Genomic DNA, 13,356 nt, shown 5'->3' on the forward strand with positions numbered 1-13,356 from the left:
CGAGCACCCTATCCGAGGCAGCCCCACGAGGAGTCTTATGCTCAGCTGGATACGCTCTCCCGAAACTCCCCACCGGAACTTTGCATTCCTGGATCGCGACGGCGTCATCAATGTCGACCGCCCGGACTACATCAAGGGTTGGGGAGAATACCATTTTTATCCCGATGCTCTCGAAGCCCTTCGATGGCTGCGGGAGCAATCCATCAACGCGATCCTCATCAGCAATCAGTCGGCCTTGAACCGTGGCATCGTCCGGCGGGAGGATTTCTGGGATATCCACGACCGAATGATTCATGGCATCCGGGAAGCTGGAGGAGACCTTCTGGCCGCCTTCTACTGCCCGCACCGCCCCGACGAGAAATGCGCCTGCCGGAAGCCCGAACCGGGCATGCTCCTGGCGGCGTGTGCCGTCTACCGGATTTCCATGGAAAACGTCTGCATGATCGGCGACAGGGAAACGGACCTGTCTGCCGCCGCTCGCGCCGGGTGTCGGGGCATTCTCCTGGAGCGTCTCTCGGGCGAGGCGGGGGCCGGGGAATCATCGCCACCTGCCGTGCCGTCTCCTGGAGCGGCAGCCGGCCGCAGCGTCTATCGCGATCTCCTGCAGGCCGTCCTATCCGTCTACCGCTTTGCCGTCATGCCCTGATTTTCATTCTCAGAGGCAGAAAGGATCTCACATGTTCTATCCCCCGTTTCTCATGTTCTTTCTCTTCATTTGTGTATTTCTCCTCTTCATGGCTTTCGCCATGGTGCAGTTCGGCATTTTTGCATGGGCTTTCACACGGCTGGGGATACCCCCTGAATACCTCTTCTCGCTTCTCTTTCTGTCCATCGCGGGAAGCATGATCAATATTCCCATTCGTAAAATCCATCTCGAAGACGAAACCAATGAACTTCCGACGGTTTCTTTCTACGGAATGCGATTCCAGCCGCCGCCCTGGCGCAACCGCCACGAAATGGTGCTGGCCGTCAACCTGGGAGGAGCCGTCATCCCCACCTGCCTGTCCATCTATCTCCTGGCCCATGCGGAAAACCCCTTCCGCATGCTGCTGGCTCTGGGCGCCGTCACCTACATCGTCTATCGGCTGGCGCGCCCCATTCCGGGACTCGGCATCGCGACCCCCATGTTCATCCCTCCCATTGCCGCGGCCCTGGTCGCCATGGTGCTCAACAGCGAATGGGCGGCTCCGACGGCTTACGTGGCGGGAACCCTGGGGACCCTCATCGGGGCGGATCTGCTCCATCTGAACGACTTAAAGCATCTCAACGCCCCCGTGGCTTCCATCGGAGGAGCGGGGACCTTCGACGGCATCTTCCTGACAGGAATTCTTGCCGTCCTCCTGTCTTGACGATAGACCGCAAGGTGCACTAAAATCCCCCCTGCAATTCCATCGCGCCGGGTGGGGGACATTCGTGCGCAGACAGTGCGAAAAAAATCATTGACGCGAGGATTCAAACATCATGAGCAGCCAGGTATTCTTCACCGATTTGCGCGCCACGGATTCCGAGAACCTCTTGCAGAAGATCTCCAACCTCGTGGACAAGGCGGGGATCAAGCAGGTTGTCAAGCGGAAGGGGCTCACCGCTATCAAGATTCATTTCGGAGAACGGGGCAACACGGCCTTCATCCGTCCCCTCCTCGTGCGGCCCGTTGTGGACGCCGTCAAGGCCGCGGGCGGCAAACCCTTTCTCGCCGACGCCAATACCCTCTACGTGGGTTCGCGGGGCAACGCCGTGGACCATCTCAAGACGGCCGTTCTCAACGGCTTTTCCCCGTCGGTGGTGGACGCTCCCCTCATCATTGCCGATGGAATCGATGGGCGGGACGAGGTGGTGGTGCCCATCGGACTGAAGCATTGCAAGGAAGCCTACGTGGCATCGGCCGTGGCCAGAGCCGACACGCTGATTTCCCTGGCGCATTTCAAGCTGCATGAAACGGCGGGCTTCGGCGGCGCCATCAAGAACGTGGGAATGGGCTCCGGGTCCAGGAGGGGAAAAATGGCTCAGCATTCCGATGTCGCCCCGGTGATTTATTTCGACAAGTGCATCGGCTGCGGCACGTGCATGGAACAGTGCGCCCACGGGGCACTGAGCCTCGTGGACCGGCCGGAGGACATGCCCCGCCCGACCCCGGAAGCCAAAAAGGTCATTCGAATCGATGCGAAGGTCTGCGTGGGATGCGCCGGGTGCATCCATTCCTGCCTTCAGGGAGCCCTCGGAGTCGATTGGGAAGCCGACATCCCCCCCTTCATGGAGCGCATGGTGGAGTACACTGTGGGAGCCCTCAAGGGAAAAGAAAAACGATCCCTCTTCGTGAACTTTCTGACCCAGATTTCACCCGCCTGCGATTGCCACCCTCACTCGGATGCCCCCATCGTAGCGGACATCGGCATTCTCGCTTCCCGTGACATCGTGGCCATCGATCAAGCCTCCATGGATCTTCTCAACGCTCAGCCCCCGCTGCAGTCCTCGTGCATCCAGGGTTCTCCCCATGCCCACACGGACAAAGTGAAAGCTGTCTATCCCAACGTCGACTGGCAGCATCAACTGGACTACGCCGAAAAGGTGGGACTGGGTAGCAGGTCCTATGAACTGATCCGTCTTTAAGAGGGTGTGAAGGCTGAAGGAGTGGAAAAGCGGCGTGGCCGTATCGCTCAGGAGCATTCGGGGACGAAGGAGCGACGTTCCGTATTTTTCAAAAAGAACTTGTCAAAGAAGGGCCTATTGAGTACATTCACGCGGTGGAAGCGCCAAGCTCACTGGTGGGGCTCCCGGACTTCAAATCCGGTGTAGGGGCGTGAAGGCGTTCCTAGGTGGGTTCGATTCCCATGCGCTTCCGCCAGCTTTTTGTTACTCATGGTGACAAGGGTTTTGTTACCTATTTGTTACCTTAGAGCGAGAAATCCCATGAGGCCCATACGGCGATACCATGGGATTTTTCATTTACGGCATCAAGCATAAGTCTAGTAGACTTTGCTGGTTGAAGGTTCAAGTTCATCGCGGCCCGCCAAAAAATTCACGGGAAAATGAGCAAGAAAGCCTCTTTCTTTTCTTCGCAAATCTTCAGACAACAGGTCACTCCGTTAAAGAACAAGGGCCGGGATTGATTGAAAAGGGACAATCAGTAGCCAAGCATTTCGGCGGCGGGAGTTGAACCCGCCGTCACATAGGCCCCGTAAGAGTTTGCGAGTGTTCAGAACACCCATGTAACACCGGGCCGATAATCTGCCGTCCATTGAATTCCTTTCCCCTCAGAAACCTCCTGAAATTTTTCCTCAAGCTCGATAAGAGATCAGGAGTCTCCGTCGAAGTGCAACAACTTCGCATCCAGATTTTGGACGCCGGTTCGGTTCCCAAACTCGGAATCGAATTGGCCGGGGCATTACCCTTTGGGGGGATACGGATCGTTCCCATGACTGTCCTTGTTTCGGATCTTCCCGTCCTTGCCGCGAATGTAGAACTCGGTGCCTTGGTTCTGACTGATCCTGGATCTGGCATCGACAGCATCCTGTTTCTTGTCGACGTGGCCGCTGCCGCGGGTCGCGTCCTCTTTTTTGACGTCCCATCCGTTATTGGCATTCGGGACTACATGATGTGATCCGGATTTCTTTGGCATGGTAGCCTCTTGTTTACTTGTGAAAATTACTCGGCGAAATTTGGAGTATGTACATCAGCCACGAATCGGTCTTGAGGAGAATGGCCCTGAGCTGCTCGTCGGTCAGCTCAATCTCCAACTCGTGGACCCGGTTGAACAGCTCAATCAGTTTCACCAGCGCCCGGGTGTCGTGCGTCAAGAACTCAGTCAGCGGATCGTTGTTCAGCTCCCGGCAGACATACAGTACCTTGGCTCGACGGGTTGGCTTGCCTTCATGTAACAGGTCCTTCTGATTGGCAATCCCCGGAATCCATGCGGCAACGAGATCTTCGGGTGCCAATCGTCTGAGCAGATGGTTCCACAGTTCTCTGAGCGAGCTTAGAATGTGCCTAGACCGGTCGGCATTGTTACCATGTAGGGCGTCCCGAGCGCCGATGTATGGCCGAGCGAGCCCTGGATCGACTTGCTGCAAGAGAGCGATACAACCCAACGTTTCCAGCTCCGCCTCAGCGACAAGCTGAATTTCCGTTTCGGTCTCTTCCTCATCCCGTTCATCCTCTGGACGAAGGGTCTCGAGCGCGAAGCTGGTGGTGTAGATTTCACGGGTGGCTCCAGGCAAAACGAAGGCAGGTAAGCGCGTGATGTCTGAAATCTCTCGGATTGACTCGGCCAAACTTCCATACGAGGCAGTCACGTGGGCTATGGAGCTCTCCAGCCCCGAAATAACAGGCATCTCGATTTTGAAACGACTTCTTATCGCCTCGAAGTCGATGCCTGCCATGAGCCGTTCCGTGGCGCTCAATCGCAAAGAGGCATCGCACAGGACCAACTTGGCGGATGCTTGAAGCCCTGAAAGCTCCGAGAAGTCGTACTGGACGGGCTTTATATGCTCAAGCCATGATTGATGTGCAGCCGCAAGGCTCTCGGCAAGGCTTGTCACAGTAGCCTGTTTGATCACTTCATGCCAGTGTTGATTTGCACTGACGATCTCCTTTATCCGGGCCGCTGCTCCAGACATTTCAAGGGCGCGACCGATTTTCAACTGCTGACGACGGATAGGTTCCAGCGTGCGTTCCATCTGCTCGATCACGCTCAGGTAGGACGGCCTGGCCAGCATGTTGATCGCTTCCATGTCCTGATGGAGCTTCGCGAGAGCGGTTTTGGCTGTTTTGAAATCGTCGGGCATGGCTTCCTATCCTTGTGGCTCAACAGAGTCATTATCGCCGACCAGTGAGCCCAGCTTCTGCTTGAGGAATGCTGCACGCGCCTCGATAAACGACTCGAACGCCCCGAAAGACAGATCGGTTCCCGTCGGTATCAGAAGATCCTCCGCTTTCGTTCCATCCTGTTTGGCCAACCATTGATCAAGCGGCACATCCTGTTTGGATTTGTTCTTGGACGAATTCAGCAGATGAAGGTTGGCGATACCGTTCCAGTTCTCGGGATTTTCATAGAAAAACCGGCCTCCCGGATTACCAAAACCGACGTGCGAATCCAATCTCTTCTTTCTGAAAGAGGATGCAGGATGCAGGTGGTCGATATCGAGAGATTGGGTGAAATCCAGGTCCGGGAACAAGAGCGCCAGAATCGAAAAGCAGGAAGAATCATCTTTTTGAGTTTTCAGCAATCGGTCGATGAAGTCGTAGTCAAAAGTCAGATCCTTTGCCGTACCTCTGTAGTCGGACACTATTTCGTCCAGCGGGAACCCCGCAGAGCTCGAAAAACCCGAACGAATGATCTTCCGAAGGTTGGAGAGCAGAGCGTCCCCTTGACCGCCGAATACACCTTTGAGCAAAGACATGTGTAGCCACTGACGGATTCGCTTCCGTTCATCCTCGTGCCGGACTCTGTTGTTGATGTCCGCATACAGGCCTTGCTTGTCGTTCGTCTTGTCCCGACCTTTGTGGAAAAGATAATAGGCAACTGGAATGGCCGCATTCTTGGCTCTCAGGGCGGCATCGTTGAGGCCAAAGGACCGGATGAGGCGGAACACCTCCAAGATACAAGTCTTGATGTCGTCCCACTCTTGCTCGATTTTGGCGACCTGGTCTCCGGTGAAATTCTTGACCTTGAATCGCACATCTGCGTCGGAGAGCATCAAGGCCGTTTTCAGAACAAAATCACGGTTGATGGAAAATTCCATATCGGACCCAAAACGGACCTGATCCACCAGATCGTCGATCTGTTGCCTCGCATCCTTCTTCCAGTTGGCCACAGCAATGGACATCAACAGATCCGAGAACGCGAGGGGTGTTCCTCCATGGTTGGTGCGGATGAAGATGTCGAGGACATGATCGATGGATTGATTGGTTTCGTTGTAGAAATGGATGGTGCTATCCCGACGAATGGCGAAATACAAACGGGTAAGAGCCTTGCGGGCATACTTGTTGGATTCCTGCCCCATCCCTTGGAGAAAATCCATTACGATATCGAGAACGTCATCGTCGGTTTCGGCCGCATCGAAATCAAGGATTTCACCGACCTGAAACCAAATCTTGTCTGGCTTGCCCAAGTCCTCCTTGAACTGCACGTTAGTCAGGAACTTGAACTCGTGACTCATCATCTCCTCGTTCGATTCTTCGTCGAGAGGAGCCGCAAGATTGAGATAGAGCTTGCGCGGCGGAAGGACACTGTCGTCCTTGGTTCGAGGCCACCATTTTCTCGGCAGTTTGTATGCGTAGGTTCCCTTGAGCCCTATGTAAAGCGAAGTCAGTCGCTGTTGGCCGTCGATGACAGCGAAGAAGTCCCCATGCCCCTTGGTGTCGAAGTCCGGATTGTTTTCCTCGAAGCGTTCGCAATATCGTTCGAGGAATTGGTAAAAACGAAAACTCTTTTTGACCTCCGGCTCCCGGACCTCCCAGAACATGAAGGTATTGATCGGATAACCGCGCATGATCGAGTCGAAGAGGACGCATATCTGCGAACTGCTCCAGGTGAATTTTCTCTGAATAGATGGCAGCAAATAGCGACGGTTGACGATTTGATGGATCGCTTTCTCGATTGATATCGCCTTCTCATACTCGCCAGCCATCTATTCCTCGCTCTCCGTTTGCATTGTTTCGTTATCCTGTCCTACGCTCTCATCAAGCCTTCAATTTCAACAGCTCATCGTCCAGTCCATAGCGAACCACATCGATCCGGTCGCTGCGCTGCGATACAAAGTCGCCGGTCATCACCGGAAGCTGGAATGGGAAAAATGCCGGATTGTTCAGGAGCAACCCCAATGCGCCCTTGGCCTCCGGGGTGGCCAGGAGTGCGGATTCGAACATCAGGATGGCCAGGTTTGGCTCGGCAATGCTCACCGCAGCGGCTTTCTCATAGCAGCCTTTGGCCTCGGAATCCTTCAGGGCTCCCCAGGCGACAAAGGAGCGGATGACAAATCGTGCACAGCGGCTTACGGTCTGTCGGTCGCCATACTGTTCTTTCAGGCGGTTGGTGATCTGCATCTGGGTTACCTGATCCTGTAAAGCCAGCAATCGGCCAGTCTGCCGGGACACATTGAACCAGAACGGATAGGCTGCCGAGATCATCCCCCAGTGAACGGCCAGGGCCATCGACGTGTTTTCCCGCACAAACGCCAGTGAGGCATCCCGGAATGGAATCAACTCGGGGTCTGGAGAGACCCAGATCTTCATCAGCATGTTGACAACTTGTGTTCTCGATGTTTCGCCTCGTTCGCCCTCGGAGCCACTGCCTTTTCTGTCAGCGAGGAAGTCATGCAGCTCCTGGCGGATGGTTTTAACGTCGAGTCCCACCAGCAGCAGATTGACTGCTTTCTGCATCCACTCGAAACGAATCGCCTGCTTGATGCCTATGGCTCCGTGTCTCTTGCCCATCACTGTGTTCTCCTTTCGAACCTCACAAGGGGCACGATGACTTCTTCGATGGCTACACCGCCATGACCTACGATGGCCTCTCCTGGATTCACAAATGCGTCGCGGCCACCCGCCACCAGAGGGAAATAGCCCGCTGGCAACCCGACCGGCTGCCACTTGTGGGCAAATGGGAAGGCCCTAGCGACCTGAGAGCGGAGTTCTGGCGTGGGGTACACACGACTACGCTCGCCGCGAGTTTCGGCAATCACGCCCTCAGATGGGCGGCCTTTGCCGTCGCATTGGATGTTGCCATGGTCGGCTGTCAGCCAGACCTCATAGCCGTATTCCAACAGTTGGCCGACCAGCGCCGCCAGGAACCCACCCTGGCACCATTGCTTGATTTGGTTGTGCATCCCCGCCGAGCCGAGTTGCATGCCGTGCATGATCTTGTCGACCTTGTCCACGACCAGCCCCACCACCTTAGTCTTGCCGGGATGGATCACGACGTCGAGTACACTGGATACATCACCGTCGCCAAGGCCGCGCTGGTAGGCGACATCCAGTCGGGACAGGCCATGGCCTTCCCAAAACTGCTTCCAGAGTTTTTCTTCGCTGTTGGTTGAGTTGATGGATGACGGGAAATAGAGCGGTGGCTTGCCCGAGAAGACCGATTGCCGCGATACCGAGGTCAGCGTCGGAATCCAGGCGAAGGCCGCGGATTCGCGCAGGACCAGATTGGCGTCCTGCTTTTGCAGAAGCTGGCGGATGGTCACCCACTGGTCCAGGGCCAGGCCATCGACCACGATCAGCGCAGCACGGCTGCTACCGGAGTCCTCGATGTCCCGAGCCAGGCGACGCGGCACGTGGTGGAGCATGGCCGGATTGGTCGGCGGCAAGTTGATCAGACTGGAGTAGTGGTCAGCCAGCCAACCGGCAAAGGTCGTGTTTAGTGCGTCGCCGATTTCCCTGAGACGAGTCTGATACTCGGTGCTGTTGCCGCAATGAACCAGCGAAGAGAGTTCGGCCCATTTCAGCGCGAAGGTGGTCCAGTCCGAGTAACGTGCTTCCGCAGTGGGTAGCTCCTTCTCGATAAGACCAAACAGGCGGTAGATCCGCAGCTCGTCATCGTCCACACCGGAGGTGGCGATACCGCTTCGAACCCAGGACCCAGCTTCCACTTCAATGCCTTTGGCCCCGACCGGGGTGAGTTTCCCCTCAAGGAATAGGTTGTCGATGTAGACCTTGATGTCCTGATGGTCGAACGGCAGGCGATCAGGACCGGGATACTTGAGGCCGTATTCCGGTGAATCTTCCCGCACCTGGTTGGCGCTACCGATCCGGGAAAGAAATAGCGGCCAGCGTTCCTGCAAAAAGGCGAAGAAGGCCTCATCGTCCGGAACGATTTCGGAGAGCGGCCAGGCTTTGAACCCATCATGGCCTTTGAGAACCTGGATGAGCCGCTCGGCCAACATCAGTGGAATTTGGAGCTTTCCATAGTGCAGACGGAGCAAGGCGTGAAGCAGCTCCACCTCGTTGGCAATAAGTTCTGCCGCGATGCCGAACACATGACGGAGAATGAAATCCTTGGTGGCCTTGTCGCCCATGCGATCCGGCGGGGACTTGCGCTGAGCGTCAAAAAGCGCGTCCAACAGTCTCCGGTCAAGCTTCTCGATGACCGGGTAGCTCAGATTGGGAAAAAGATCCCCCAGGTTGAACGACAGTTTCCGACCCACCTGGAGCAGGTCGTAAGGCAGCGATTCCAGCTCCGCGTCCTGCAAGCGGAGGACCACCACCAGATCGGTATGTTCGCCCCGGTCCCAGATCGAGCGATACTTGGACTCATAGGCGTATCTGAATTCGACCGGGTCACTGAACTCGATCAGGTCGAAGCCGCGCCCGCGAAGCTCCAATGCCAGCTTCTCCTCGGTCAGCAGGCAATCCGGGTCCGCGACAAGAGTCAGCTTGCTGACGTTGGGTACAAAATCGTTCAGGATGGCGTCTCGCCAACTACTCATTGAGCGCCTCCCTTGATGATCCGCAGCATCAGCAGCGGCCGGATTTCCGGCACGATCTGCCTTGCCGATTGCAGTTCATGCTGCCACTCGGATTCGTCCGCATCGCAACGGGACAGTCTGAATTGCCGCACCTCCGGCAGTCCAACCCGTTCGATGGCCTTGCGGCGCGAGGCAAAGGAGACGATTCCGCGTTCCTCTTCGCGAGCCACTGAGGCGAGGTGCGCCTGCTGCAGGGCGTCGAACAGCTCCTGTCCGGCGTGCTCGGCTGCTTCCTGCAAACGCGCATGGGCGGTGATGGATTCATCCTGGCCGAGGGTGGCTTGCACTTCGGCTTCGGCTGTCTGTAGCGCATCCCAGATATGCCGGGCCGTGGGCAGAAACAGTTTGCCTTCCTCACTCAGGAACACACTGACATAACCACGCCGCACCATGGGGATGCGCAGGATCTGCGTTTTCTGGTGCATGCCGGCCTGAAGACGGATCTCAAAAAGCCCCCAGATCCCGGAGATGCTGGCTGGCAGCCCGCTCACGCTGACACATGGCAATGGTTGGCCAGCCGCGATCTGCGGCAGGTTCAAAGCCAGCCCACGGACGCGGCTGTTTTCAAGATTGAGCAGGGTTGCGTCGGTCAGGCGGTCCGCTTCCCGGGCGTTGAACACGGCTTTGCGATGCTCCTGGCCGTCCGGCCAATTCAGATCCCACCAGGAGCGTTTACGGCTGGCCGCGCCGCCGTGAGAATTGAGATAGCCCACCGTCATCCGTTCCACCCAGTGAGGCAGCGGATGGGAGCGCAGCCTTTCAGCCGCCTGCACATCCGGTTCTTCGGAGATGCCATAGATGGCGGAGGACTCGCGCACCTGCTGAATCTCATCACGAAGCCGAGCCACCGTGTGATCGACGGAGGTTTCGATACCGTCAGGATCAAGGATGGCCGAGGCGAACACATCCTCGAACAACTCGCCGGCCTGGGCCGAGTCGAGCACGTCGCCGGTCTTGTCGATACCGAACTCGTCGAAGATTACCGAGAGCTTCTGCTCCAGCACCTCGCGGACGCGGAACTCGACCGAGTCTTCAAACACGAAGTTGATTGCCCGCACCTTCTTGGGCTGGCCGATACGGTCCACACGCCCGATTCGCTGTTCCAGCCGCATCGGGTTCCAGGGGATGTCGTAGTTGATGATGACATGGGCGAACTGCAGGTTCAGACCCTCACCACCCGCATCGGTGGAAACCAGCACGCGGTGCGATTTGCGGAAGGCATCCTGGGCCTGCTTGCGTTCCTCCATATCCATGGAGCCGTTCAGGGTGACGACCGAGATGCCCCGGGCTTCCAGAAACTCCTTCAGCATCTGCTGAGTCGGTACGAACTCAGTGAAGATCAACACCTTCAGGTCCGGCTCGTTTTCCTCGGCCTGCAGCTCGTAGATCCACTCGATCAACGCCTCGGCCTTGGCGTCCGGTCCAGCCTGTTCGCAGCGAACCGCCGCATCCAGCAGGGTCTCCACATGACTGCCTTCGCTCTGCAGAGCCGATACATGGGATTTCAGCAGCTCGTCGAGCAGCTCCTGGCCGTCCATGTCGTACAGCTCGTCGAAGCTTTCCGATCCCTCCGTGCCGTTTTCAAGCTCCGCCAGGCGCAGACTGGCCTGCTGTTCGCCTTCCTTGAGTGCGGCCAGTCGCCGTTCCAGCGTGGTGCGGATCGCCCGGGTGCTTGAGACCACCAGGCGCTGCATCAGAATCATCAAAAAGCCGATGTGGCGCTTCTTCTCACGCAGGGCCTGGTTGTAGCCCTCGCGCACATAGTCGGTCACCGCTTCGTAGAGAAGCTGCTGCAGGTGATGACGGTGGGTCCAGGCCACCGGAGCCATCTGTGTGCGGCGGGGTTTGAAGAGCGGCTTGCCGTCGGCATCAATGGCCTTGCGCTTTTCGGTACGGATGACATAGGGGGCCACCCGGTCGCGGGAGACGCTGTCCATATCCGGGAAGGCGTCATCATCCAGCAGGTTCATCAGGCGATGGAAGGCATCGGTCTTCCCCTGGTGGGGCGTAGCCGAAAGGAGCAGCACATAGGGCGCGGCCTCCGCCAGCCCCTTGCCGAGTTTGTAGCGGGCGACCTGATCGGTGCTGCCGCCCAGGCGGTGCGCTTCGTCCACCACCACCAAATCCCAACCGGCGGTAATCAGATCCTCGAACCGGCTGCGGTTGTATTCGACAACGCGTTCGGCCGGCCAGCCGCGTCGCTTGTCCATTGGCTTGACCGAATCCAGGGAGACGATGACCTGATTAAAAAGAGTCCACGGGTTAAGATTCGCGAGCCGCGTATCAAAAAGACCCGGGACCCGAGACTCTTGACTCGCGACCGGCATTAGCCGTTGAAGCGTGCCGATGTCGTCGCCCAGAACAAGCTGGAACTGCTCGTTGAAGTGGGTCTGCATTTCCGCCACCCACTGGGTAGAGATGCCTTTCGGAGAGACGACCAGGATTCGCCGAACCAGTCCGCGCAGCTTGAGCTCGCGCATGACCAGACCGGCCTCGATAGTCTTGCCGAGACCCACCTCGTCGGCCAGCAGGTAGCGCACACGGTCGCCGGAGATGGCTCGGGACAAAGCGTGGATCTGGTGCGGCAGCGGGATGACGTTGGACTCCATGGGAGCCAGCAGCACATGGCCGTCAGTGGCACTGGTGGAGCCTTCGATCACCTCGGCCACCTTGGCTGCAGCAGCCACATAGGCAATGCGTCCGGCCTCAATCTCCGGCTGCAGGTCGGCACTTAGCGGTCGCAAGGCGGAGCGGGGCACAAGCACCACCGCGTCCTGGTTCGGCAACCAGACACGGCAAACCGACTGCCCCCACAAAGTCTGCTCCTCAACGACCTTGCAGGCGCTGTTATGAACGGTGCTGTATAGCCAGGGTGATGCCATTAAAACCTCAGTAAATCAGAGACTTGATGATATCTCTCAAATCATCAACAAGGTGGCAAAGAGCATCGATCTGATTATCTGAGAAAGGACCCAATAGAAATGGCTCCTTCTCCCCTAACTTGCTATGAACAAGTGAACAACGAATGTAATAGATTAACGTCGCAACCAAATCATCTGGTGGATTGGCAAAAGGAGATGATGATGATGCTGCATTGAGCCATTTTGCTATTTTTTGATAATTTCCCTCAGGCTTGTGTTCACCATAAAGCTCTTTGAAATCGGCCAATGTGAATGATGGAAGACGGATTGAAGAACCCTCTAAAAGAGTAGACAGCATATCGAGTTCGGATAATCGCTGAAAATCCTTCATCACTCGAAGGACTTCGGTCACGGGGGATCTTTCAATTTTTGTCTTGAGCCCTACTGCAAATAAAATCTCTAATACCCTATAAAGCCTGGTGAAAGCGATATCTGGCGCCCTGGAGCTGCTTAAAGCTGCGATGTAAGCGGTCTCGGCATCTTGCGGTATATTGCCTTTTCTGCTTCTGAAGCCTTGAGGTATTTCATTTATCCATGAGAAGGTGAAAGATCTTGTCTCTGGGGAAAAAATTCCACAATCAGCTAACAAGCCGTATGGAACTTGCTCCTCTGTGAAAATTGCGAATGAACCAATCGCTTCGAAGATTTCTGCCCAGCCGACTTCATTTACAAGATGAATGGCATCCAGCAGGCATACAGCAAGCATGGCCTCTTGAAAGCCTGTAAGATTTGGTTGATCTATAGATCCCGCAAGACTTCCAGTAAAAATGATACCGCTCCGGGCGCCGTTTTTGTCTAAAACCTCATAGAACCCATGCTGAATATTTTTGTTTTCAACTCTTAGCCTAGGGCGTCCAAAAATGGCCTCTGAGGGCCGGTTTTAGTGCTCGGGATTTGGCCCCAGAAGTAGTGGACAGGTTGTGTCCACAGTAGTACGATAACCTGGATTCTATCATCCATAATCCAGGGGG

General features: G+C 56.4%; 11 protein-coding genes and 1 tRNA gene. 5 read left to right on the forward strand and 7 right to left on the reverse strand.

Going from position 1 to position 13,356, the window contains the following annotated elements; genetic code table 11:
• Positions 1-37: 37 nt before the first annotated feature.
• The 5 genes from MWC30_RS17970 to MWC30_RS17990 all read left to right on the forward strand — a co-directional run bounded on the left by MWC30_RS17970 (position 38) and on the right by MWC30_RS17990 (position 3,154).
• The gene (locus MWC30_RS17970; protein ID WP_244085586.1) at positions 38-646 is read left to right on the forward strand and encodes an HAD-IIIA family hydrolase; all 609 of its coding nucleotides are present in this window, start codon (positions 38-40) and stop codon (positions 644-646) included.
• A gap of 31 nt (positions 647-677) precedes the next feature.
• Positions 678-1,349 carry a DUF1614 domain-containing protein gene (locus tag MWC30_RS17975; protein WP_244085587.1) on the forward strand — a complete coding sequence of 224 codons (672 nt, stop codon included), beginning with the start codon at positions 678-680 and terminating at the stop codon, positions 1,347-1,349.
• Between the two features lie 112 nt (positions 1,350-1,461).
• Complete coding sequence (locus tag MWC30_RS17980; protein ID WP_244085588.1) at positions 1,462-2,607, forward strand: DUF362 domain-containing protein; 1,146 nt, start codon at positions 1,462-1,464, stop codon at positions 2,605-2,607.
• A gap of 136 nt (positions 2,608-2,743) precedes the next feature.
• A tRNA-Sec gene (locus tag MWC30_RS17985) sits at positions 2,744-2,842 on the forward strand.
• An 87-nt stretch (positions 2,843-2,929) separates the two neighbouring features.
• The gene (locus MWC30_RS17990; protein WP_244085589.1) at positions 2,930-3,154 is read left to right on the forward strand and encodes a hypothetical protein; all 225 of its coding nucleotides are present in this window, start codon (positions 2,930-2,932) and stop codon (positions 3,152-3,154) included.
• A gap of 228 nt (positions 3,155-3,382) precedes the next feature.
• Here the strand turns inward: MWC30_RS17990 and MWC30_RS17995 are convergent, their stop codons facing one another.
• Genes MWC30_RS17995 through MWC30_RS18025 form a run of 7 tightly spaced genes read right to left on the reverse strand, consistent with a single transcriptional unit; the run spans position 3,383 to position 13,091 of the window.
• Complete coding sequence (locus MWC30_RS17995; protein WP_244085590.1) at positions 3,383-3,616, reverse strand: DUF2188 domain-containing protein; 234 nt, start codon at positions 3,614-3,616, stop codon at positions 3,383-3,385.
• 13 nt (positions 3,617-3,629) lie between these two features.
• Positions 3,630-4,781, reverse strand: coding sequence for a hypothetical protein (locus MWC30_RS18000; RefSeq protein ID WP_244085591.1), 1,152 nt, complete (start codon positions 4,779-4,781; stop codon positions 3,630-3,632).
• 6 nt (positions 4,782-4,787) lie between these two features.
• A complete protein-coding gene (locus tag MWC30_RS18005) occupies positions 4,788-6,626 on the reverse strand; it encodes a DUF262 domain-containing protein (RefSeq protein ID WP_244085592.1) in 1,839 nt (612 codons plus the stop codon).
• 52 nt (positions 6,627-6,678) lie between these two features.
• Positions 6,679-7,431 (reverse strand): hypothetical protein, encoded by a 753-nt coding sequence (locus MWC30_RS18010; RefSeq protein ID WP_244085593.1) that lies wholly within the window; start codon positions 7,429-7,431, stop codon positions 6,679-6,681.
• Positions 7,431-9,425 carry a BREX-3 system phosphatase PglZ gene (gene pglZ / locus MWC30_RS18015; protein ID WP_244085594.1) on the reverse strand — a complete coding sequence of 665 codons (1,995 nt, stop codon included), beginning with the start codon at positions 9,423-9,425 and terminating at the stop codon, positions 7,431-7,433. The genes MWC30_RS18010 and pglZ overlap by 1 nt, the downstream gene beginning before the upstream one ends.
• Positions 9,422-12,346, reverse strand: a complete 2,925-nt coding sequence (locus tag MWC30_RS18020; protein ID WP_244085595.1) for a DEAD/DEAH box helicase — start codon at positions 12,344-12,346, stop codon at positions 9,422-9,424. The genes pglZ and MWC30_RS18020 overlap by 4 nt, the downstream gene beginning before the upstream one ends.
• A gap of 7 nt (positions 12,347-12,353) precedes the next feature.
• Complete coding sequence (locus MWC30_RS18025; protein WP_244085596.1) at positions 12,354-13,091, reverse strand: hypothetical protein; 738 nt, start codon at positions 13,089-13,091, stop codon at positions 12,354-12,356.
• Positions 13,092-13,356: the final 265 nt, after the last annotated feature.

This window comes from Desulforhabdus sp. TSK (genome assembly GCF_022836495.1).
Taxonomy (GTDB): domain Bacteria; phylum Desulfobacterota; class Syntrophobacteria; order Syntrophobacterales; family Syntrophobacteraceae; genus Desulforhabdus.

Coding starts and splice junctions, on each gene's coding strand:
- MWC30_RS17970 (WP_244085586.1), top strand. CDS start 38: ATGCTCAGCTGGATACGCTCTCCCGAAACTCCCCACCGGAACTTTGCA.
- MWC30_RS17975 (WP_244085587.1), top strand. CDS start 678: ATGTTCTATCCCCCGTTTCTCATGTTCTTTCTCTTCATTTGTGTATTT.
- MWC30_RS17980 (WP_244085588.1), top strand. CDS start 1,462: ATGAGCAGCCAGGTATTCTTCACCGATTTGCGCGCCACGGATTCCGAG.
- MWC30_RS17990 (WP_244085589.1), top strand. CDS start 2,930: ATGGGATTTTTCATTTACGGCATCAAGCATAAGTCTAGTAGACTTTGC.
- MWC30_RS17995 (WP_244085590.1), bottom strand. CDS start 3,616: ATGCCAAAGAAATCCGGATCACATCATGTAGTCCCGAATGCCAATAAC.
- MWC30_RS18000 (WP_244085591.1), bottom strand. CDS start 4,781: ATGCCCGACGATTTCAAAACAGCCAAAACCGCTCTCGCGAAGCTCCAT.
- MWC30_RS18005 (WP_244085592.1), bottom strand. CDS start 6,626: ATGGCTGGCGAGTATGAGAAGGCGATATCAATCGAGAAAGCGATCCAT.
- MWC30_RS18010 (WP_244085593.1), bottom strand. CDS start 7,431: ATGGGCAAGAGACACGGAGCCATAGGCATCAAGCAGGCGATTCGTTTC.
- pglZ (WP_244085594.1), bottom strand. CDS start 9,425: ATGAGTAGTTGGCGAGACGCCATCCTGAACGATTTTGTACCCAACGTC.
- MWC30_RS18020 (WP_244085595.1), bottom strand. CDS start 12,346: ATGGCATCACCCTGGCTATACAGCACCGTTCATAACAGCGCCTGCAAG.
- MWC30_RS18025 (WP_244085596.1), bottom strand. CDS start 13,091: ATGCTTGCTGTATGCCTGCTGGATGCCATTCATCTTGTAAATGAAGTC.